Raw genomic sequence first — 21,208 nt, 5'->3', positions numbered from 1 at the left:
AGCGATGGTGGGACTCGCCTACCGCGAGCCTCCACTCACTCCCACTGGTCCGCACTCAGTTCCATCCAACGCTCTTCCGCTTCCGCCAGTTCCGTTTCGAAGGCTTGCATTTGATCGTGCAAACGAACCGCTTCGGCAGGGTTGGTTTCGTTCAGCAGCTTCTGGTTCAGCTCCTTCTTTTCGTCATCCAGCTTGGCAATTTTTCGCTCCAGGTTTTTGACCTCTTTTTCGCGTTTGCGTTGTTCTTTCTGGTCCTGACGTGAATCCCCGCTGCTCTTGGCCGCCCCCGCCTTGGGTGCGGTCCCCGCCGCCTTGGCGTTCGCATTGCGAACCCGTTCGCCTTCGTCAATTTCTTTCTCGACCGCCTCGCAGTAGGTCTCGTAACTGCCAAAGTAGTTGCGAACTCGTCGGTCTCTGACTTCGATGACGTTCGTGGCGACTTCGGCCATGAAGTGACGATCGTGGCTGGTGAAGATCACCGTGCCCTTGTACAGCTTCAACGCTTCCGCAAGCGCCTCGACGGTTTCGACATCCAAGTGGTTTCCCGGTTCATCGAGCACCAACACGTTCGCCGTGCCCAGCAACAAACTGGCCATGCAAACACGTGCGCGTTCTCCACCGGAGAGCACCTTGATTTTCTTCTGGATGTGTTCATCGCGGAACAACAATGCCCCTGCCATCGCCAACACATCTTGGCGAGTGGTTTCAGGATCCGAGGCGTATTCGAGATGCTCGAGAATCGTCTGCCGCTCATCCAACGTCGTGTAAACGTGCTGGGCATACGTGCCGATCTCGATCCCGTGGCCCCATTTCATCGAACCTTCGATGGGCTCGAGCGAGTGGACCAGTGTCCGCAGCATCGTCGTCTTTCCCTGGCCGTTGTCACCCACGATCGCTGCTCGTTGCCCGTGCTCGATCTCCAACGAAATGTCTTCGGCCACCACGTGCCCCGGATAGCCAATTGCGAGGCCTTCGCAGCGGACGGCGGTCCCCTGCCGCGGCTGAACGCGCGGTGCCCGGATGTTGACGGTGGGCTCATCGCCCACCACCTCGGTCGTCTGCAATCGTTCGAGTTGCTTGGCTTTGCTGCGTGCCTGGCTGGCAGTGGACGCATTCGCACGGTTTTTATCGATGAAACGCTGCAACTGTTTTTGCTTGGCAAGCACCGTCGCATTGACACGTTTTTCGTGCTCGCGGCGCTCATCGCGATACTCGAGGAACTCCTGAATTTTCCCGGGGAACATCGTCAGCTGCCCGCGGGAAAGCTCCAGCGTTTGACTGCAGGTCGCTTTCAAAAACGCGCGGTCGTGACTGACGATCAACGCGGCTTTGCCGAAGTCTCGCAGAAAGTGTTCCAGCAAGATCTGGGTCCGCAAATCCAAGAAGTTCGTGGGTTCGTCCAGCATCAGCAAGTTGGGGTCGTGCAGCAACAATGCCGCCAACTTGACTCGGGTTTGCCAACCGCCCGACAGGGCTTTGACCGGCCCCTCCAGATAGTCTCCTTTCAGTTCAAATTGACCGGCAACCTGACCGCAACGCCAATCCGGTTCGCCGCTGTCACGCATCAGGAAATCGAGCGCCGATTCGCCCTCCTGAAAAGGATCGTGCTGCCGCAGGTAGCCAATTCGCAAATTGGGGTGGTGAATCACCTCGCCGCGTTCGACATCTTCTTCGCCGAGCAGGATTCGCAGCATCGTGGATTTGCCGGCTCCGTTTCGTCCGACGAAGCCCACCTTCACGTCGTCCACCAGCGACACATTGGCTCCGTCGAGCAAGACTTGGTCGCCGAACCGTTTCTCGGCGTCTCGGAGCTGAATTAAAACGGCCATTCTGAGTAAATTTCTAAATCGGAAAGAGGAGCAAACAAAGACGAAGCGGTTGGGAAAAACGTTCCCAAAACCTTGTCGCCGCGTCAAACGTACCGAGAACCGAGGAAAAGTTCACCCGGTCGTCCTACCCACCCCGGGATCGGTTCCGTACAGTAGACTTCAGCGCGACAATGGCACCCCGGTTGGAGCCGTGCCTGTCAACGCTTGCCCCACCTTCCACGTTTCCTTCCTCCTTTGCGATTCGCTTGGCCACGGCGGTTCGTTGCGGGACTCATGAATAGCTATTCGTTGGACTACATCGACGACTTGTACGTGCAATACGTGCGTGATCCGTCGAGCGTTTCGGAAACCTGGCGTCAATACTTTGAGCAGTTCTTGGTAGGAGCTGGCGCAAGCGTTTCTGCTTCGCCCCCCAAGAGCGTGCAAGGTGACTCTGGCACCAACGGAACGCCCTCGGGAGCACGCTCTGTGGTGGCTCCCGCCTTTGCATCAGGCCAAGCCGGAAGCGCTGCCGACACGACCGATCGCACCGGATCCACGGGCGACCAGAATGTCGACCAAGCTCTCTGGCTGGCTCGAATCCAAGACCGGGTGGACCAATTGGTCCGCGAATACCGTGTTCGGGGTCACCTGATCGCCACCCTGGACCCGCTCGGGTTGTTCGAACACACCTGCCCCGAATTGTCGCCACGAAGCCACGGGTTGAGCGAACAGGACCTGGCGCGCCCCTTTGACAGCAGCATCCTGGAAAACGTCTCGGGCAGCACCCTCGACGTCATCCTGAACAAACTGCAGTCCACCTACTGCCGCAGCATCGGCGCCCAGTTCATGCACATCGACAATCGCAACATTCGCGATTGGTTGCAGCGCCGCATGGAAACGACCGAAAATCGGCTGGACCTGTCCCACGAAGTTCAACGCCGTATCTACACCCGACTGGCCGACGCCACGATTTTCGAAGAATTCGTGCGCCGCAAATTCGTCGGTGCCAAGACATTCTCGCTCGAAGGTGCGGAAAGCCTGATCCCTCTGATTGACCTGGCGCTTGAAAAAGCAGGCCAGCATCAAGTCAAAGAAGTGGTCATGGCGATGGCGCACCGTGGTCGCCTCAATGTGATGGCGAACATTCTGAAAAAACGGGCGATGAACATCTTTTGGTCGTTCGATGACCCCACGCCGGAACTCAGCCGCGGTGGGGGCGATGTTCGTTACCACCTTGGATACAGCAGCGACTGGAAGACCGCTTCGGGTGACCACCTGCACATTTCACTGTGTTTTAACCCCAGCCACCTCGAATACGTCAACACCGTGGCACTCGGTCGAACACGCTGCAAACAGGACAATTGTGGCGACACGGACCGCCAGGACGTGATGACGATCCTGATTCACGGCGACGCGGCCTTCGCCGGGGAAGGTGTTGTCCAAGAAACGCTGAACCTCAGCGAACTGAAAGGCTACCGCACCGGCGGCACCTTGCACGTCGTGATCAACAACCAAGTCGGCTTCACCACCGAACCCGACGAGGGACGCAGCACCACCTACGCCACCGATGTGGCCAAGATGCTGCAAATCCCAATTTTCCACGTCAACGGCGAAGACCCCGAAGCGGTTGCCCAAGTCGTCTCGCTGGCCATGGATTTCCGCAAGAAATTCCATCGCGACGTGGTCATCGACCTGTACGCCTACCGTCGTTGGGGACACAACGAAGGTGACGAACCACGATTCACCCAACCGCAAATGTACGCCGAAATTGATCGCCGTCCCGGCGTCCGGCAACAGTACCTCAATCGCTTGCTGAAACTCGGCAAAATCACGGAAGAAGAAGCCGACGAAATCAGCCGCGACCGGACCGAGAAACTCGAGAGCGAATTCGCAGCCAGCAAGCACGAGTCCTTTGTCCCCGACACGCAAACGCTGGCCGCGAACTGGATGGAATACTTCGGCGGACCGGAACCCACCGACGAAGTCGACACCACGATGCCGGTCGAGCGACTGAGCGAATTGCTCGACAAGCTCACCCGTTTGCCGGAAGGATTCTCGCCTCATAAAAAGCTCAAGCGGCCCATGTCGCAACGCCGTGAAATGGCAAGCGGCGAACGACCTCTGGATTGGGCCGCAGCAGAGGCCGCCGCGTTCGCATCGCTGCTCGATGCGGGCCACCCCATTCGATTGACCGGGCAAGATTGCGAACGCGGAACGTTCAGCCACCGCCACGCGGTCCTGCACGACATGCGTGACGGCAACGAATATTGCCCGCTGAAGAACCTGCATGACGGCCAAGCTCGCTTGGAACTGTTCAACAGCCCGCTGAGCGAAGCCGGTGTGCTTGGCTTTGAATACGGCTACTCACTCGATTGCCCCAGCGGCCTGTGCCTGTGGGAAGCCCAATTTGGCGACTTCTGGAACGCCGCCCAGGTGATCGTGGACCAGTTCATCGCCAGTGCCGAAGACAAGTGGAATCGCCTCTCCGGCTTGGTCATGCTGCTGCCTCACGGTTTCGAAGGACAGGGGCCTGAACACTGCAGCGCTCGTGTCGAGCGTTTCTTGGCGATGGCAGCCGAAGACAACATCCAGATCTGCCAGCCCACCACGCCGGCCCAGTACTTCCACCTGCTTCGTCGTCAGGTCATCCGCAAATGGCGCAAGCCATTGATTGTCTTGACGCCCAAGAGCTTGCTGCGGCACGCCGAGGTCACCAGCCCGCTGGACGTGGTTGCCGAGGGCGGCTTCCGCAAGATCTTGCCAGATCGCAAGGTGCCGCTCGAAGACGCCAAACGCTTGCTCCTGTGCACCGGCAAAGTCTATTACGACCTGCTGCAAGAACGCACAGACAAGAACATCGAAGGCGTGCCAATCATGCGTCTAGAACAACTTTACCCGCTGTCCCCGGGCGAAATCTTCGCCGCATTCGAAGGTCTTGCCGAAGGAACTGAAATCCGCTGGGTCCAAGAAGAACCCGAGAACATGGGTGCGTGGCCGTACCTGAAACTCAAGATCGGGGACGAGCTCAACACTCGCTTCCGGTTCACCAAGGCCACCCGTGCGGAATCAGCCAGCCCCAGCACGGGGTCGATGGCAGCTCACAAACTGGAACAAATCGACCTGATCCAGGCCGCCTTCGAAGGCGTCAACTGAGCCCACCAACGCCTGCGACTGCGTCGCCACGCCCACGCCCACGCTCGTGCTCGTGCTCGTGCTCGTGCTCGTGCTCGTGATCGGCATCGGCATCGGCATCGGCATCGGCATCGGCATCGGCATCGGCATCGGCATCGGCATCGGCAATCGCAACCGCGGAGCGGTGACATCAGCCAGCCTCGGGTTTCAACCCGAGGTCTCCCACGGCGACATCGAAAACAACCAAGCCGCGGAGCGGCGACAGGTGGTTGCGACCTGTCCCCAACTACCGTCGCTCCGCGACTGGACGTGCGTTTTCCGTCGAACCCGGGCCCGGATCAATTCCGCACGCGCGGCAGTGCCAACATGAAGAGCGTGTTCCGGTGCGGGGGGAATGCCAATCGAGATCAAAGGGAACGTCTTCCGCACGCTTCGTACCGAACGGCACCGGACAAAAAAGGTGCACGGCCAGCCTTACCAGGCCGCGTCGTAAAATTTCGCGATCAGCTCATCGGTCCATGCGGTTCCATCCAACTGGGTGTACCCATGGTGGCCGCCCGTCGGCATCGTCAACACGCGAGTGGATTCGCGAAGCCGCTCGCGAAGAGCGACAAACGAATCAACCGGCACCAATGGGTCATCGGCCGCGGTGACAATCAACGCAGGCACATCGATCTGTTCCACCACCGAATGAGCCGAAGACTCTGCGTAGTACGAACGCTCATCCGCAAAACCAGCCATGGGCGCAGTGATCCGGCGATCAAATTCACGAAGTGTTTTTGGAGCCCGACCGTCCAACAGACCGCCCAACTCCTCCCGCATCTGCAACGTCGACTTGGCTCGTCGAAGCAACTGAGTGATGAAGTAGTGGTTGTAAAAACGCAGGGACCAAGCCTCCATCCGGTCGCTGCAGGCCTGCAAATCGATCGGTGGCGCGATCGCGACGATCGGCCCGACACGATCCCAGTACGAGGGACGGGCATCCAGACCGGCCCCGACTCGTCCCGCCGCACGCAGCAATTGGTTGCCGCCCAAGGAGGTTCCCACCGCTCCGATTGGCGTCCCACGATCGCTCGTCAACGAAGCAATGAACTCGATCGCCGCCAACACATCGTCGCTTCGTCCCGCGTGCGTGATCCCTCGACAAAACGCCACGGATTCACCACAACCTCGCATGTCCAATCGGAACACACGCACGCCGATCGCCAGCAACCTTCGTGTGAATCGAACCATGTAATCGGCCGCGTGACAGCCACAAATCCCATGCAACAACAGCACGCTGCCCCGAGGAGATTCCACCCAAGGTGCAGGCATATCGTCATGCAGGATCAGTGTGTCGCCCTCCGACACCGGCAACCGATGCTTCTCGGATTTGATTTGAGTCGATAGCTTTTGCCATTCGATCATCCCCATCGTTGCCCGCGGTGCAAGCAATGTCTGCAAGTGCCCCCCTCGACGCCAACGATGCGGCACAAAGCTCGGTGGTTCGAACCGATGCACTGAAAACGTCATCTCGTTAAACTTTCGCTCATGAAAACCATTCGCACTTTTTTGGCCATTCCGTTGCCATCTGATCTCGCCCGCACAGCATCGCGTTGGATGGCGGAAACCAAAAGCCCTGGAGACGGAATCAAATGGGTTCCCGACGAGAATCTTCATCTCACGCTGAAGTTCCTCGGGGAAGTCGACAACATTGAAATACCGACGGTTTGCAACACACTGCAAGCAACTTGCGACGACCTGGATCCCTTTGGCTTGGTTCTGGAGGGTACCTCAGGCATCCCCGACCTCGAACGACCTCGTGTGCTGACCATCGCCGTCGACGATTTCACCTCCTCGCTGACCAATTTGGTCGCGGATCTCGAAAAACGTTTCGCAGAACTCGGCTACAAACCCGAACCCCGAGACTACCGGCCTCACCTGACCGTGGGACGCACTCGCAGCGGAAGCCGCCGAGCCAATTCAGAAGTCATCGATCGATGGCGGGAATTTGAAGACGACGAAGTGGGCGAGTTCAACGTCCGCGAAATCCATGTCGTTGGCAGCTTTTTAGAAAAACACGGGCCAACCTACAACGTCCTCGGACGAGTCCAGCTATGACCGCCGCAACTGGCCCCGAGTTGCTGCTGTCCATTGAATCCACCTGCGACGAAACCGCCGCGGCCGTGATCCGCCGCGACGGCACGGTCCTGGGACAATGCATCGCGACCCAAGAAACATTGCATGAACAATTCGGCGGGGTCGTTCCCGAGATCGCCGCGCGAGCCCACCTGGAACGCATCCTGCCGGTGATCGACACGGCCATGAACCAGGCCAACGTCCGCGGTGAGGACCTGACCGCGATCGCAGTGGCCGATCGACCTGGGCTGGCTGGTTCCCTGCTGGTCGGCGTCGTTGCTGCCAAAACGCTCGCGTTGGCTTGGAACAAACCACTCATCGCACTCAATCACCTGCACGCTCACCTGTACGCGTGCCAATTGATCGACGGTGCCCCCGATGACATCTACCCGGCAATCGGACTGATCGTTTCGGGCGGGCACACCAGCCTGTACCACTGTCACACCGCCATCGAACTGGAATACCTCGGCGGAACCATCGACGACGCCGCGGGCGAAGCATTCGACAAAGTTGCCGCGATGCTCTCGCTGCCGTTTCCGGGCGGTATCGAGGTCGCCAAGCTCGCCATGGAAGGAAACGATCAAGCGTACTCCTTCCCGCGTTCGATGATCCACGATCCCGGCGACAACTTTTCATTCAGCGGACTGAAGACCGCGGTTCGGTACGCCATCGCTGGACCCGGTCGGCAAGATTTTTCCACCTTGGAAATCTCAGACCAAGTCAAACGAGACGTCTGCGCGTCATTCGAGGCTGCCGTGGTGGATGTGTTGGTCGCAAAATGTCGTCGGGCAATCAAGCGGCACAGGAATCGCAACGCTTCCAGTCCCAATGAACCCGGCAGCGGAACCAATCGGCTGATCGTCGGCGGTGGCGTGGCTGCCAACTTACGCTTGCGGCGTGACCTGCAGGCCGCCGCCGAAAAAGACGGGTTCGAACTCTGGATCGCGCCACCGCACCTGTGCACTGACAACGCGGTCATGGGAGCGATCGCCTGGAAGAAATACGAAGCCGACCAATTCGCACCGCTGGATTTGGACATCACCCCCGGACTGCAGCGCGGATTCTGAAGACGCCGGCTAAAATCCAACGCCCCATCCCCAGCCCCTCCACGCTCATGAAATCTGCCTCCCAATCGCTCACCGGTGAATCGGCTGTCCTGACGGAGGTGCAACTCAGCCATCCATCGCTGCGTTGGGTCGATCGCTACAGCCGTTTGCTGGACACCCGCTTTCGCATCCCCGGAACGAAGGTGCGTTTCGGATTGGACTTCCTTCTCGGCCTCGTCCCCGGTGCCGGCGATGCGATCAGCATGGGTCTTTCCGGAATTTTGATCGCAACCATGGCGAAAAATGGTGCCAGCCCAAGGCTGGTGCTGAGGATGCTCACCAACGTGGGCCTGGATGCCTTGGTCGGAACCATTCCCATCTTGGGCAACCTCTTTGACTTGTTCTACAAAGCCAACCACCGCAACTTGCTGTTGTTGCGGGAGTACTACGTCGAGGACAAACATCGCCGCAGCATTTGGCCGATCCTGATGGCCATCGTGATCACCCTGATCATCCTGCTGGGATTGATGGTGATGATCTTCGTCTGGTGCATCAACGCGATCATGAGCTTGTTCCAAGCAAGTGGGCAGGAATAATCGGGCAGAACCGTGTGAGCCGTTTGGGCCTTAGCCCCGGTTGTATGTGGCAGGAATAATGCTTGCCAAAACAGCTCGAATGCCGAAAGACTCCTGCCGACCTGCTTAAGCAGTCGCGACGGCGTCGCGTGTGACAAACCAAGCCGGCGACTCAATCAATCGCGATGGAAACAGCGCGGCAGGCAAATCGCTGGCGGAACTTCGAACACTCGCGAGTGCTTGACGTTTGTTCGATCCACCAATCAAAAACCAACGCTGACGAGCGGAATTGATCGCTGGTGCGGTCAGTGTGTAGCGATAGGTTTCCATCTTGGGCACCCAGTTCTCCACGAACCAACGATCGTTCTGCTCGATCGCCTTGGTTTCAGGAAACAACGACGCCGTGTGAGCGTCATCGCCCATTCCCAACAGCGCCAAATCCCACGTCGGAAGATCGGAACCCGCAAACGTTTCCCGCAGTGTTTTCTCGTAGGCTTCCGCCGTGGCCGCAGGGTTGTCGGGATCCACCGGCACCGGAAAAGCTCGGAATGAACCAGCCGGCAAATGCGACAACAACGCTTCTCGAACCATTCGGTAATTGCTGTCCAAGTTGTCTTCCGTGACGTTGCGTTCGTCGCCCCAGTAGAACTCGATGTTCTGCCACGGCAACTCTTTCGTCGCCAGCAACTCATACAAACGCTTGGGAGTCGAACCGCCGGACAACGTCACGCGAAAAACACCCCGCGCTTCAATCGCTTCGGTGGCCAAGTTGCAAAACGCATCCGCAGCAGCGTTGGAAAGCTCATCTAAAGAATCAAAAACTTGCATGTTGCAATCTCAAGGTTGCGAGGAATCTATCTGAATCAATCGATCGACAAAGCTGGCGTGAATCACTCAAACGATTCCGCGTCGCTGGGAAAGCTCGCCGCCTTCACTTCGTCGCAGTACGACTTGGCCGCCTCACGGATGGTGGCCCCCACGTCGGCGAACAACCGGGTGAACTTGGGTGTGTAACCCGATGTCAGCCCCAGGATGTCATGGGTCACCAAGACTTGCCCCGAAACGTCTCGTCCCGCACCAATGCCAATCGTTGGCACACTGACAGCCGCGGTGATCGCGGCGGCGGCTTCGCTGGGCACACACTCGATCAAAACCACAAACGCACCGGCGGCCTCCGCGGCTTTGGCATCGGCCACCAACCGTTCGATGTCACGCTGCAATCGATAGCCGCCTTCCACGTAAATGTTTTGCGGACGCAGCCCAATGTGTGCCATCACGGGAATCCCGGCACCCACCATCGCCTGAATCCGCTCGGCTTGTTCAGCCCCGCCTTCTAACTTGACCGCGTGGCACTGTGTTTCCTTCAACACGCGAGCCCCACAGCGGACGCTGTGAAGCAAATCGAGCTGGCCGTCAGGGAATGGCAAATCGACCACCACCATCGCATGTTCGGCCGCCCGACCGACCATTTCCGCGTGGTAAATCATTTGATCCATCGTCACGGGCAACGTCGTCGAGTGCCCCTGAACGACCATGCCGACGGTGTCGCCGACCAGCAGAACATCGACACCGGCCTCGTCCAGAATTTTCGCAGTCGGAAAATCATAGGCCGTCAGCATCGTGATTCGTTCGCCGCGTTCCCGCATGCGCTGCAGCGTTCGAGTCGTGATTCGCGATTTTCTCTTTTCCGATTCCGTCATTCTGCTTGCTTTTCAGGTGGGGTCGCTCACTCAGCGGGAACACGATGCAGCATCATCAGCCGAATCTCCACGCCTCGATGCTCCCCATCCTCGCCCATGATTCTTGGGCAGGTCAATGACAGGCGTCCCCTGCCCTCCGACAAAGCGATCCGCCCGAGCGACAATTTTGCCCATCGCTTCTCGTCGCTCTCCACCCGCTTGGATCGATCTTTGTCCAAATGAATGGCCCCGGAAGGATTGGCCTCCGTCACGACAGACTGAATTGCTTCCATCACACCGGGTTGCTGCCATTCCAATTGCAACCGTGTTCCCACTGCCGACTCCGGACACGCGTAGTGCAACTCCACTTCAAACTGCCCGCCAGCCAAAACGTCCACGTCCCACGTGACGGCATCCGCTTCCGAATGCCAATGAGTCATGTAACTGCTGTTGGGAAACCGATTGCTCCGGCGAATTTCGCCGGTTGCCTGCGCATCACGGGCGGGAAGCTGCGTCCAGGCATGATCGGGATGCCCGACAGGAAAGACCTGCTCCTCGGAATAGTTCCGCTCACGAGGCTTGGTTTCTTGCGTCCAATCCTCGAGCGCCCCTTTCATTCTCGCCACAACGGCAGCATTTTCCTTCGCGACCGATCGAGTTTCCCCGGGGTCCGCTTGCAAATCAAACAGATCGCCGTTTTGGTGATAGCGATACTGGTTGGATCGAACGCTGAGCTTGCCCTTCCAAGCCGTGAAAATCAAACGTTGCGCAGGCAACTCCTTCGGATCGTTCAACACGCCCTGCAGCGACATGCCGTCCAGCGGTCCCGCGGTGGCCCCCACCTCGACTTCGCACAGATCGGCAAGAGTCGGGAACAGGTCGATCGCTCCCGCGATCCCCCCGACCGTTCGACCGGCTTCAAGTTTCTCTGGGTACCGAATCAAGCAAGGCGAACGCAATCCGCCCTCGTGAACCGCTCCCTTGCGGCCTCTTAACCCGCCGTTGAACCGAGAACCGTTCGGCCCGTTGTCGCAAAAGAACACCACGATCGTGTTTTCTGAAAGCGACAATCGATCCAAGGCTCCTAACAACCGACCGACGTTGTCATCAATGTTCTGGCACAACGCGAGCGCCGCCCGAGTGTGCTGAACATCTTCCTGCTTGGCATTCTCGGGACGAGAGTCAGGCACAATCTCCTTGCCTTCGAATTTCTTCCAATCTTCATCGGGAACCTGCATCGGTGAATGCGGTGTATTCAGCGGCAGATAAACGAAAAACGGATCAGCGCGATGCTGCTCAATGAAATCGATCGCGTGGTTCGTCAAATCATCCACGATGAACCCTTTCCCCTGCACGATTTCGCCATTGTGTTCCAACATGGGCGAAAAGTAGTTGCCCCAGTGACCACTGCAGAAACCATAAAACTCCTCGAACCCGCGCGAGTTGGGATGATACGGTGCCTGCATTCCCGAGTGCCATTTCCCAAAAGCCGCCGTCGCGTAGCCCGCTTCTTGAAACGCATCCCCGATGGTCCGCTCGGCCGCGTCGATCCGCTCACCGCCCGCTGAGGTGCTGAACACGCCCGATCGCGTGTGATAGCGCCCCGTCAAAAACTCCGCTCGAGTCGGGGAGCAAACGGCACACACATAAAAGTTCTGAATCTGCACGCCATCGCGAGCCAACGAATCAATGTGCGGCGTTTGCAAGTTGGGATTGCCATGCAGGCTGAGATCCCCCCAGCCCTGATCGTCCGTCAGAACCACCAACACATTGGGCCGCGAACTGGAGTCGGCTCGGCAAGAAACGCCAGCACCAATCCCAATCGCCAAGAACAACAACCCGATCAAAACATCGCGAAAATGGGGGATGACTCGCACTACCAACCTTTGAATCGAAAGACCATCAACTGCACCCCGCACCAACGGAAGAACCAACACAGCCCTCCCAAGCGGAACGCCAACAGGATAGCTGACCGTTCCCGCGGCGGGGGAACCTGCTCTCAGACTCCCCGATTGGGTTGATCCGGTGGCGGTCTCGAGCACCTCGACTATTCTGTGGGTCGAAGCACCCAACCAAGGCCTTTTCCTTTTCTGCAAGACCGACCCATGCGAGTTCGAAAAGCGGTCATCACCGCCGCAGCCCCCAACCAGAACACCCTTCCGCTGCAACGCTTGGTGGACGGTTCGGGCGAAGAGAAAACGGCACTCCAATTGATCGTCGAAGAAACTCTATCGGCGGGTGTGGAAGAGATCTGCGTCGTCATCCAACCCGGTGACGAGGACAACTACCGCCAAGCCGCCGGTGGCTCTCTGGGGAACCTGCACTTCGTTCATCAGGAACGCCCCCTCGGCTATGCCGATGCGATCCTGCAAGCCGAATCGTTCTGCGGCGAGGACGCTTTTCTGCACCTGGTGAGCGACCACCTGTATCTGTCCGCAACGTCGAAAAGCTGCGCGGCTCAATTGATCCAAATGGCAGAGCAACACGCCTGCCCGGTTTCCGCTGTGCAATCCACGCGAGAACATCGCCTCCCGTACTTTGGCATTGTCGGCGGAGCCAGCGTGCCGCGATTCGATGGTCTGTATGACGTTCGCACCGTCGTCGAAAAACCAACCCCGACGCTCGCCGAACAATCACTGATCACGCCGGGCCTGCGAAGCGGATACTACCTGGGCTACTTCGGCATGCACGTTCTGACTCCTGCGGTCATGGAATGCCTGCATGAAGTCGTGGCCGATCCAAGCATGGAACGCCCATCGCTTTCCGACGCGGCAGCAAAGCTCCCTCACCGTGGAAAATACCTCGCGTATCAACTGCAAGGTCGCCGCTACAACATTGGCGAGCAATACGGCGTCCTGATCGCACAACTGGCGATTGGCTTGTCGGGACGTGACCGAGACCTCTTGCTCACCGAATTGGTCGAACTGCTGGCCACACGATCGGAGTCGCCCGTCGCGCCAGCGTCCAATTCTTCGGCGGAATCATCGACACCAGAAGGGTCCAACTGATGCCGGAACTTCGCTCCCTGAATTCGTTGATTGAAACCATCACGACCGATCAAGCTGACCTGCGAGATCGCTCGTTGGAATCACTGCTCGAGGACGCCACGCTCCCCGAACTTCTCCAGCACATTGCCGAGCTGGATCGTTTTCGTCGCCAAGAAGAAAACTTGTACCAACGCGTTCGAGCGTTGTTCTTTTTATCCGCGATCTATCGCTATCACCTGCCATCGCGTCTCGATCAATCGGTCTCCGGAAGCATCCCGTTCGAAGGCTACGAACACTTGCTTGGCCGACGTTTCCAAGAAGCCATCGACGAGTTCCTGGAAGTTCAATCCAGCGATGGTCCCAGCGACGCCTTGTCCAGCGCGCTCGCGGCGGCGTATCACGAACTGGGGTTCCAAACACTCGCCGACCAAGTCCGCCACAGTGTTCGCACGGTTCGCGGCAATCAATGGATGTTTCGCTTGGGGCATGTTGCTGAACACCCACTCCGAATCCGCAAAGAACTGTTGCCAACCGAAAGCAGCCCGCACCTTTCGCCGGTCTTGAAAGAAACCACCGCCGTGCGAATGGATGTCTCGCATTCCGCCTGGAGCGACATCTTCTTTCTGGGAATGGACTACCCCGAAGGCGCCCGAGTCATCAACGTCTCCGTCGACCTCGGTGTTCGCGGGCGGGACGAAAAGGTACGACCGCCAATCGAAACTTACTTGCGAGTGATTGATCAACCGGTGTTTCGATTGGTCAGTGTCGACCTCAACGCCAGCGTCGAAGTCACGACGGTCGCCGAGATGTTCGATTTCGCCCGAGACTACCTGGGACTTCTTAAAGCCGCCGTGATCGCGGCCGGCGTCGTTCCTCCGGGCTTGGAAGGTTGCGGGTCCGACATGGCCTCGCTGCTCGAACGAGTGGTCGGCCGCGGCAAAGGCCTGGAACTGGTTTCCAAAATCAATGACATCCCCAAAGGTTCACGACTCGCCGTTTCCACCAACCTGCTCGGTTCTCTGATCAGCAACCTGATGCGAGCGACCGGGCAAATCCAGTCACTCGAAGGCGTGCTCACGGAAACGGACCGCCGACTGATCGCCGCTCGCGCGATTCTGGGCGAATGGATCGGCGGCAGCGGTGGTGGGTGGCAAGATTCCGGCGGCGTGTGGCCCGGTATCAAACTCATCTGTGGCCAAACCGCTGGCGAAGAAGATCCCGAATTTGGAATCAGTCGCGGTCGCCTGATGCCCGACCATGAAGTCCTCGGCGAAGATCGGATCAGCACCGACGCCCGTCAAAAACTGCAAGACTCGCTGGTCGTCGTGCACGGCGGGATGGCACAGAACGTCGGCCCCATTCTCGAGATGGTCACCGAGCACTACCTCGTTCGTGGACGCGACCAATGGATCGGCCGTCAAGTAGCGATGTCGATTTACGACGAGGTGGTCGATGCACTGCAACAAGGTGACATCCGTCGCCTCGGTTCACTGACGACCAAGAACTTCGAAGGCCCACTGCAGACCATCATCCCCTGGGCAACCAACCGGTTCACCGATGTGATGATCCAGCGTTGTCGCGAGCAGTACGGGGATCAGTTCTGGGGATTCTGGATGCTGGGCGGAATGTCCGGCGGCGGAATGGGGTTCATCTTTGATCCCACCATCAAACAAGCCGCACAGGACTGGCTCAGCCAAGAGATGGTGACAGTCAAACGCGAACTGGAAACGGCGTTGCCGTTCGCAATGGATCCGGTTGTCTATGACTTTCAAATCAACGATCACGGCACTTTCGCGGAGCTGCTGCCAGCCCAGTCCGCTGCCCTGCCGCAAAAGTACTACGCCTTGATGATGCCCAAGTGGCTTCGCAAACCACTGCGTGAGCTCTCACCTCAAACCCGCGAGGAACTCGCTGGCATCTCACGACGCTGCAGCGATCCAAACGATCTCGAGGCCAATGCAGCTCTGCTGCTTCGAAGCGTCCTGCCATCGGACAGCCAAGCTGAAAACGAGAAGAACGACGCGCCATCAATGAGCGATGATTCGCTGGCCGCGATCCTGAAACGGAGCGGCTTTGACCGGGCTCAACACGAGCAGATCCGGGCCGACATGCGAGCCGGAAAGTTTGGCTTGGCCGCCAACCGACTCTCTCGCGATCTCAAAATCACCGATGTCACACCAGCCCACGTCACCGACACTCGCGATGGTGTGGAGGATCGCTTGGCCAAGCTTGGCTCCCAAGCGATCGCGGACGGGCAAGTTGGCGTCATCACGCTGGCGGCTGGTGTTGGCAGCCGCTGGACGCAAGGCGCCGGCGTCTGCAAAGCCCTGCATCCGTTTCACCGGTTTGCGGGAAAGCACCGAAGCTTCTTGGAAATCCACTTGGCGAAGAACCGGGCCACCACCGCTCAGCACGGCGGCGTCATCCCACATGTCATCACGACCAGCTGGATGACCGACGAAGCGATCCGCACGGTTCTGGATCGCACCCAGAACTATGGGCACGATGGTCCGGTGCATGTCTCCAGTGGCCGCAGCGTTGGATTGCGAATGGTTCCCATGGTTCGAGACCTGCACTTTCTTTGGGAAGAAACCGCTCAACAGGTCCTGGATCAACAACAACAAAAGATGCGTGAAAGCGCTCGATCCGCGATTGCGAACTGGGCGCAGCAAACCGGCGAAGGTTCCGACTACATCGACAACGTCGCGGCACAGTGCGTGCACCCGGTCGGACACTGGTACGAAGTCCCGAATCTGTTTCGAAACGGAACCCTTTCGCAGCTCCTGCGTGACCAACCATCGCTTCGCTATCTGATGCTGCACAACATCGACACCCTGGGTGCCAACGTGGACCCGGCACTGTTCGGCTTGCACATCGAATCCGGCGCCACGCTCAGCTACGAAGTCATCCCTCGTCGCCTCGAAGATCGCGGCGGTGGACTGGCCCTCGTCGCAGGTCGTCCACGCTTGGTCGAAGGACTCGCGATGCCCGACGAACGCATCGAGTTTGGGCTCAAGTTCTACAACTCGATGACAACCTGGATCGACGTCGACGCCCTGCTGGACTCCTTTGGCTTGGATCGAAATTCACTGAACGACGCGTCGGCTGTCGACGCCGCGGTCCGCCAAATGGCCGCTCGCTTGCCCACCTACATCACGCTCAAAGAAGTCAAGAAACGCTGGGGCCACGCTCAAGAAGACGTGTTCCCGGTCGCGCAATTCGAAAAACTATGGGGCGACATGACGACGCTTCCAGACATCGACAGCCAATTCATTGTGACCCCCATGCGTCGCGGCCAGCAACTCAAAGAACCCAGCCAACTCGATGGCTGGAACCGAGACGGAGGCTCTGCCTACGTCAACTCCCTCTGCAAATGGAACGAGTCCTGAGTCCTGAGTCCTGAGTCCCTGAGTCCCTGTGGCCCTGTGGCCCTGTGGCCCTTTCCACTTCCAAATCACCATTCCTCCGTCGGCTCGGCGAACAGAGCATCCCCAAGCAGAAACCATCCGATCACACTGAGCAGAACCACTGCGACAGAGACCGCCGTGCAGACTCGAACAGTTGTCGATTGATTTTGAAGCCAAGCGTCGGGGATGGAGACACAAGTCGGCAGCAGCAGGATCAAACCGTACAACCAAGCCGGGTGTTCTTCGTAAGTGTAGAACCGCCCCGTTGCGGTTGTGCTCGCCGCCAGCAGAAGCACTGCCGGAAACAGCCTTCCGATCTTTGACTCGGGCAGGAGCGCCGCTGCGATGGCGAAAACAGTCGTCGCCACCAGAGCACTCACCATCCACTCTGCCAAGCCACCATACGCACTGGCGGCCAACAACGTGGGTGCGACCAAACCCGCCAGTCCAACCCACAGGATCCACGGCGCTGCACCGGTTCTCCGCATGCGGTCCAACGACCAAACGTTGATCAACGCGGCCCCGGCGACGGAGGCCATCCAAGGACGATGAAGCGGCAACATGTCCGTCCAACCCTCACCGGTGGGCATGCTCCACATGGCCGTGGCCACGGATCCCAAACCAGCGATCAACCACCACAATCCAGCGTTGGATTTTGAATCGGTGGCGTTCGTCAACGCGGGTGCCCAAGGACACCCCGCCAACAACAACGACGAAACAAAGATCGGTGCCAACACGACTTGCCAAGCGTCCAGGGCAGGCCAAACCAGATCCTGTCTTGCCAACATGCAGGCACTCACCGCAATCGACCACCCGATCACCGCAAGGATTGCCGGCAAGCGATCCGGGGCAATCGTCAGCTTGGATCGCAGAATTGCCCAAGCACCAATGACAAACGCCAGCGACAAGATCGCTGGCGTCAGCACACACCAAAGTAGAATTTGCGTTTCCACAATCTTATCGCTTGAAGACCAAGAGAGCTTGAATGGCAACCTTGTCGTTGATCTTGCCCTTGCCGTAGGTCATGCCCCACTTGGTTCGATCAATGTCAAAGTTCGCAGCCAAGACCAGCATGTCTTCCGTCAACTTGGGCATCGAAGGGATGGTGACCTCGACCGTTTTGCCAAGCATGGTCAACTTCCCGACAATGTTCACTTTGTCTTCGGACGGGTCATGCTCAATCTTGGTCGATTCGAACGTGATCTTGGGGTGCTTGCGAACGTCAAAGAAGTCCGGGTTCTTCAGGTGATTGGTCAGCTTGTCAGCATCGGACCAAAGACTCGTCGCATCGATTTCGATCTTGAGCGAGCCCTTGCTGGGCTCTTCAATATTCAAGGCCGCGTCAGCGGTGAACTTCTTGAAACCACCTTCATGCTTGCCATCCGGCTTGGAACCAGTGAAAGAGAGCTTCGATTTTTCAGCATCAAATGCGGGCTGTTCCGCGGCGGAACCAACCACGGAAGAAACGCAAACCAGCGTCAACACCAAGGCAAAACGTTGCAACATCAGGGACAATCTCTCGTGAGGACTGGGGACAAAGTGAGCTCATCGTAACGAAACCCAACAACCAATGCCCAAACTGCTCCAGCACCCGCCCCCAGATCTCATGGGAGCGTTGACCGGAAAGGGGACGGATCATCGGCCCCGTGATTGTCGCAGGACTCGGGACGCCAAACAACAAACTCAGGGTGTCCACGTGACAATTCCGCCAGCTTTGTGATCGGAACGGAGCCCGCCATGAGAAAGGGGCCGGCGAGAACCGGCCCCTGTTGCCCTCCTGCAGCGACTCAACCCGAGAACACAAATCCGTCGCCATTGTGATCGATCTTGATCACCGTGCCCTCCGGATAACTGTTCTTTAAAATCGCGGATGCGAGCGGGTTTTGGATCTCGCGTTGGATCACACGCTTGAGAGGGCGTGCACCGTAGGCAGGGTCGTATCCCACCTCCGCGATTTGATCGATCGCGGCTTCCGAAATCTCGACCGACAAACCGTTGGCTGCCAGTCGCGTCCGAAGCTCCTCGAGTTGCAACTCCACAATCCGCCGAATTTGTGTCTGCTGCAGCGGATGAAAGATCACGGTGTCGTCGATCCGGTTGAGGAACTCAGGCAAGAACCTGGCCTTCAATGCTTCCTCGACCGCCGCACGCATTTCGTCTTCGCCGCCGCCTTCCTCGGTGACGCGCTGGATCACTTGGCTGCCAACGTTGCTGGTCATCACAACGACCGTGTTGGTGAAGTTCACCGTTCGGCCTTGCCCGTCCGTCAGGCGCCCATCGTCGAGCACCTGCAACAAAATATTGAAGACGTCTGGATGAGCCTTCTCCATCTCATCGAGCAAGATCACCGCGTACGGGCGCCGCCGCACAGCCTCGGTCAATTTGCCACCCTCTTCGTAGCCAACATAGCCGGGAGGGGCACCGATCAAACGAGAGACACTGTGCCGTTCCATGAACTCACTCATGTCGATGCGAACCATTGCGGAATCGTCATCGAACATCACTTCTGCCAGCGCCTTGCAAAGCTCCGTTTTCCCGACACCGGTTGGCCCCAAGAACAGGAACGATCCGATCGGACGATTGGGATCTTGCAAACCACTGCGACTGCGACGGACCGCGTCCGAGACGGCAGTGACCGCTTCATCCTGGCCCACCACTCGTTGATGCAAACGCTCTTCCATCACCAACAACTTGGCCCGTTCGGTTTCCATCATGCGAGTGACGGGAACGCCGGTCCAAGTGCTGACAACCTCAGCGATCTCTTCCTCCGTCACCTCCTTGCGGAGCAGACGACGCTTTTCATCCGCAGGACCGTCGCTTTCTTCTTGCGCTGACTCATCGCGTTTTTCAGCCTCATCAATTCGAGCCTGCAATTCACGCAGCCGCGATTGCACCTGCAACATCTCACTGTAGGCGTCTTCGGGACTCTCACCTCGGAGTTGCTTCTCCTTGGCTTCCGCGTCCAACTGAGCGAAACGATGCTGCAACTGATCCACCTCTTGGCGAACGGACTGGACATCGTCCAACCCCATCTTTTCGGTTTCCCACTGCTCCTTCAAACTGGCCAGTTCCGCCTTGGCAGCTTCCATCTCCGCTTCCACATCGACTCGTTTTTCGACCGCAGAAGCCTCTTGTTCATCCACCAACTGCCGGTGAACCAACTCCAATTGGCGAAGGCGTCGCTGCAAACGATCGATCGGTTCAGGCACACTTTCCTTTTCCATCGCCAAGCGACTGGCGGCTTCATCGATCAAGTCGATGGCCTTGTCCGGCAAGAACCGATCCGAGATGTAGCGGTCGGAAAGGTTGGCGGCGGCAACCAACGCACTGTCCGTGATCCGAACACCGTGGTGCGATTCATAACGAGGCTTCAAGCCACGCAGAATCGCCACGGTGTCTTCCACATTGGGCTCGCCCACAAACACAGGCTGGAACCGCCGCTCCAGCGCCGCATCCTTTTCAATGTGCTGCCGGTACTCGTCCAGCGTCGTGGCGCCAATGCATCGCAGTGCACCGCGAGCCAACTCAGGCTTGAGCAAGTTCGCCGCGTCAGCCGAACCTTCGGCATTGCCTGCTCCCACAACGAGGTGCAACTCGTCGATGAACAGAATCACCTTGCCATCGGAATCCTTGACTTCACGAAGCACCGATTTCAATCGCTCTTCGAAGTCACCGCGAAACTTGGCTCCGGCGACCAAAGCCCCCATGTCCAGGGATACCACCTTCTTGCCTTTCAGGCTTTGCGGCACATCGCCTTCGAAGATGCGGAGGGCCAACCCTTCTGCGATCGCCGTTTTGCCCACGCCCGGTTGGCCAATCAACACAGGGTTGTTCTTGGTGCGACGCGAGAGAACCTGGATCACACGACGGATCTCGTTGTCGCGTCCAATGACCGGGTCCAACTTGCCACTTTGAGCCAACTGGGTCAGGTCGATGCCGAATTTCTCAAGGGCTTGATACGTCGATTCCGCATTGGGATCTGTCACACGGGCCGACCCACGAATCTGGCTCATCGCTGTGAGCAGATCGTTCTCAGAAACGCCCAACAAGGACAACAGATTCTTGGCCTTGTTGTCGGTGCGAGCCAAACCGACGAGCAGATGCTCGGTGCTGACGTACTCGTCTTTCAACGATTCCGCAGAAGTCGCCGACGCTTCGAGTGCCGCTTGCAGTTTCGCGGACACACGCGCCTGGCCCATGCCCGACGCGTTGGGAAGCTTTTCCAATTCGCTCACCAACAACGACTTCAGTTTGGATACATCCACATTGATCTTTTCCAGCAATGGCGTTGTGATTCCATCTCGCTGGTTCACCGCAGCGGAAAGCACATGCAGCGGATCGATCTCGGCGTTGCCTGCGGAAGTGGCCTGGGCTTGCGCCTCAGCAACCACGTTTTGAGCTTGAGTTGTGAGTTTGTCGATTCGAAAGGCCATCAGAATCTCCAGGCAGAGTA

Annotated in this window: 15 protein-coding genes; 7 read left to right on the top strand and 8 right to left on the bottom strand. The window is 58.2% G+C overall.

Translation table 11 applies throughout. The features are described 5' to 3' along the window. Nucleotides 1-35: 35 nt before the first annotated feature. Nucleotides 36-1,829, bottom strand: coding sequence for an ABC-F family ATP-binding cassette domain-containing protein (locus RISK_RS26905; protein ID WP_047817402.1), 1,794 nt, complete (start codon nt 1,827-1,829; stop codon nt 36-38). Nucleotides 1,830-2,102: 273 nt separating this feature from the next. On the opposite strand from RISK_RS26905, the gene RISK_RS26900 reads away from it, so the two are divergent. Both RISK_RS26900 and RISK_RS32390 read left to right on the top strand, forming a co-directional pair. Then, nucleotides 2,103-4,964 carry a 2-oxoglutarate dehydrogenase E1 component gene (locus RISK_RS26900; RefSeq protein ID WP_047817401.1) on the top strand — a complete coding sequence of 954 codons (2,862 nt, stop codon included), beginning with the start codon at nt 2,103-2,105 and terminating at the stop codon, nt 4,962-4,964. A 46-nt stretch (nt 4,965-5,010) separates the two neighbouring features. Then, on the top strand, nt 5,011-5,313 hold the full coding sequence (locus tag RISK_RS32390) for a hypothetical protein (RefSeq protein ID WP_047817400.1): 303 nt from the start codon (nt 5,011-5,013) through the stop codon (nt 5,311-5,313). Between the two features lie 104 nt (nt 5,314-5,417). On the opposite strand, the gene RISK_RS26890 is transcribed toward RISK_RS32390, so the two are convergent. Then, nucleotides 5,418-6,350, bottom strand: a complete 933-nt coding sequence (locus RISK_RS26890) for a YheT family hydrolase (protein ID WP_236696749.1) — start codon at nt 6,348-6,350, stop codon at nt 5,418-5,420. Nucleotides 6,351-6,473: 123 nt separating this feature from the next. On the opposite strand from RISK_RS26890, the gene thpR reads away from it, so the two are divergent. The 3 genes from thpR to RISK_RS26875 are packed head-to-tail and all read left to right on the top strand — an operon-like array spanning nt 6,474 to nt 8,703. Beyond that, complete coding sequence (gene thpR / locus RISK_RS26885) at nt 6,474-7,043, top strand: RNA 2',3'-cyclic phosphodiesterase (protein ID WP_047817399.1); 570 nt, start codon at nt 6,474-6,476, stop codon at nt 7,041-7,043. Continuing rightward, nucleotides 7,040-8,128 carry a tRNA (adenosine(37)-N6)-threonylcarbamoyltransferase complex transferase subunit TsaD gene (tsaD, locus tag RISK_RS26880; RefSeq protein WP_047817398.1) on the top strand — a complete coding sequence of 363 codons (1,089 nt, stop codon included), beginning with the start codon at nt 7,040-7,042 and terminating at the stop codon, nt 8,126-8,128. The genes thpR and tsaD overlap by 4 nt, the downstream gene beginning before the upstream one ends. Before the next feature lie 47 nt (nt 8,129-8,175). Then, entirely contained in the window at nt 8,176-8,703 is a 528-nt protein-coding gene (locus RISK_RS26875) for a DUF4112 domain-containing protein (RefSeq protein ID WP_047817397.1), read from the top strand. 105 nt (nt 8,704-8,808) lie between these two features. Here RISK_RS26875 and pgl read toward each other — a convergent pair whose 3' ends face one another. The 3 genes from pgl to RISK_RS26860 all read right to left on the bottom strand — a co-directional run bounded on the left by pgl (nt 8,809) and on the right by RISK_RS26860 (nt 12,238). After that, nucleotides 8,809-9,510, bottom strand: a complete 702-nt coding sequence (gene pgl, locus RISK_RS26870; protein WP_047817396.1) for a 6-phosphogluconolactonase — start codon at nt 9,508-9,510, stop codon at nt 8,809-8,811. A gap of 62 nt (nt 9,511-9,572) precedes the next feature. After that, complete coding sequence (panB, locus tag RISK_RS26865) at nt 9,573-10,382, bottom strand: 3-methyl-2-oxobutanoate hydroxymethyltransferase (protein WP_047817395.1); 810 nt, start codon at nt 10,380-10,382, stop codon at nt 9,573-9,575. 26 nt (nt 10,383-10,408) lie between these two features. Further along, complete coding sequence (locus RISK_RS26860) at nt 10,409-12,238, bottom strand: arylsulfatase (RefSeq protein ID WP_047817394.1); 1,830 nt, start codon at nt 12,236-12,238, stop codon at nt 10,409-10,411. A 228-nt stretch (nt 12,239-12,466) separates the two neighbouring features. On the opposite strand from RISK_RS26860, the gene RISK_RS26855 reads away from it, so the two are divergent. Both RISK_RS26855 and RISK_RS26850 read left to right on the top strand, forming a co-directional pair. After that, complete coding sequence (locus tag RISK_RS26855) at nt 12,467-13,369, top strand: sugar phosphate nucleotidyltransferase (protein ID WP_047817393.1); 903 nt, start codon at nt 12,467-12,469, stop codon at nt 13,367-13,369. Beyond that, nucleotides 13,369-16,737: a UTP--glucose-1-phosphate uridylyltransferase gene (locus RISK_RS26850; RefSeq protein ID WP_047817392.1), complete on the top strand. Its 3,369-nt coding sequence runs from the start codon at nt 13,369-13,371 to the stop codon at nt 16,735-16,737. The genes RISK_RS26855 and RISK_RS26850 overlap by 1 nt, the downstream gene beginning before the upstream one ends. Nucleotides 16,738-16,802: 65 nt before the next feature. Here RISK_RS26850 and RISK_RS26845 read toward each other — a convergent pair whose 3' ends face one another. The 3 genes from RISK_RS26845 to clpB form a co-directional block, all read right to left on the bottom strand. Continuing rightward, nucleotides 16,803-17,708, bottom strand: coding sequence for a hypothetical protein (locus RISK_RS26845; RefSeq protein ID WP_047817391.1), 906 nt, complete (start codon nt 17,706-17,708; stop codon nt 16,803-16,805). Between the two features lie 4 nt (nt 17,709-17,712). After that, nucleotides 17,713-18,261 (bottom strand): YceI family protein, encoded by a 549-nt coding sequence (locus tag RISK_RS26840; protein ID WP_236696748.1) that lies wholly within the window; start codon nt 18,259-18,261, stop codon nt 17,713-17,715. Between the two features lie 281 nt (nt 18,262-18,542). Further along, complete coding sequence (gene clpB, locus RISK_RS26835; RefSeq protein WP_047817390.1) at nt 18,543-21,188, bottom strand: ATP-dependent chaperone ClpB; 2,646 nt, start codon at nt 21,186-21,188, stop codon at nt 18,543-18,545. Nucleotides 21,189-21,208: the final 20 nt, after the last annotated feature.

Source organism: Rhodopirellula islandica, assembly GCF_001027925.1.
GTDB lineage: Bacteria > Planctomycetota > Planctomycetia > Pirellulales > Pirellulaceae > Rhodopirellula > Rhodopirellula islandica.
The sequence above is the reverse complement of the archived record's forward strand: the minus strand, read 5'-3'. Positions and strand labels throughout refer to the sequence as shown.

What these genes read in the sequence shown, in the direction of transcription:
- tsaD (WP_047817398.1), top strand. Translation starts at nt 7,040, where the DNA reads ATGACCGCCGCAACTGGCCCCGAGTTGCTGCTGTCCATTGAATCCACC.
- RISK_RS26905 (WP_047817402.1), bottom strand. Translation starts at nt 1,829, where the DNA reads ATGGCCGTTTTAATTCAGCTCCGAGACGCCGAGAAACGGTTCGGCGAC.
- RISK_RS26890 (WP_236696749.1), bottom strand. Translation starts at nt 6,350, where the DNA reads ATGATCGAATGGCAAAAGCTATCGACTCAAATCAAATCCGAGAAGCAT.
- thpR (WP_047817399.1), top strand. Translation starts at nt 6,474, where the DNA reads ATGAAAACCATTCGCACTTTTTTGGCCATTCCGTTGCCATCTGATCTC.
- RISK_RS26840 (WP_236696748.1), bottom strand. Translation starts at nt 18,261, where the DNA reads ATGTTGCAACGTTTTGCCTTGGTGTTGACGCTGGTTTGCGTTTCTTCC.
- pgl (WP_047817396.1), bottom strand. Translation starts at nt 9,510, where the DNA reads ATGCAAGTTTTTGATTCTTTAGATGAGCTTTCCAACGCTGCTGCGGAT.
- panB (WP_047817395.1), bottom strand. Translation starts at nt 10,382, where the DNA reads ATGACGGAATCGGAAAAGAGAAAATCGCGAATCACGACTCGAACGCTG.
- RISK_RS26900 (WP_047817401.1), top strand. Translation starts at nt 2,103, where the DNA reads ATGAATAGCTATTCGTTGGACTACATCGACGACTTGTACGTGCAATAC.
- RISK_RS26875 (WP_047817397.1), top strand. Translation starts at nt 8,176, where the DNA reads ATGAAATCTGCCTCCCAATCGCTCACCGGTGAATCGGCTGTCCTGACG.
- RISK_RS26855 (WP_047817393.1), top strand. Translation starts at nt 12,467, where the DNA reads ATGCGAGTTCGAAAAGCGGTCATCACCGCCGCAGCCCCCAACCAGAAC.
- RISK_RS26850 (WP_047817392.1), top strand. Translation starts at nt 13,369, where the DNA reads ATGCCGGAACTTCGCTCCCTGAATTCGTTGATTGAAACCATCACGACC.
- clpB (WP_047817390.1), bottom strand. Translation starts at nt 21,188, where the DNA reads ATGGCCTTTCGAATCGACAAACTCACAACTCAAGCTCAAAACGTGGTT.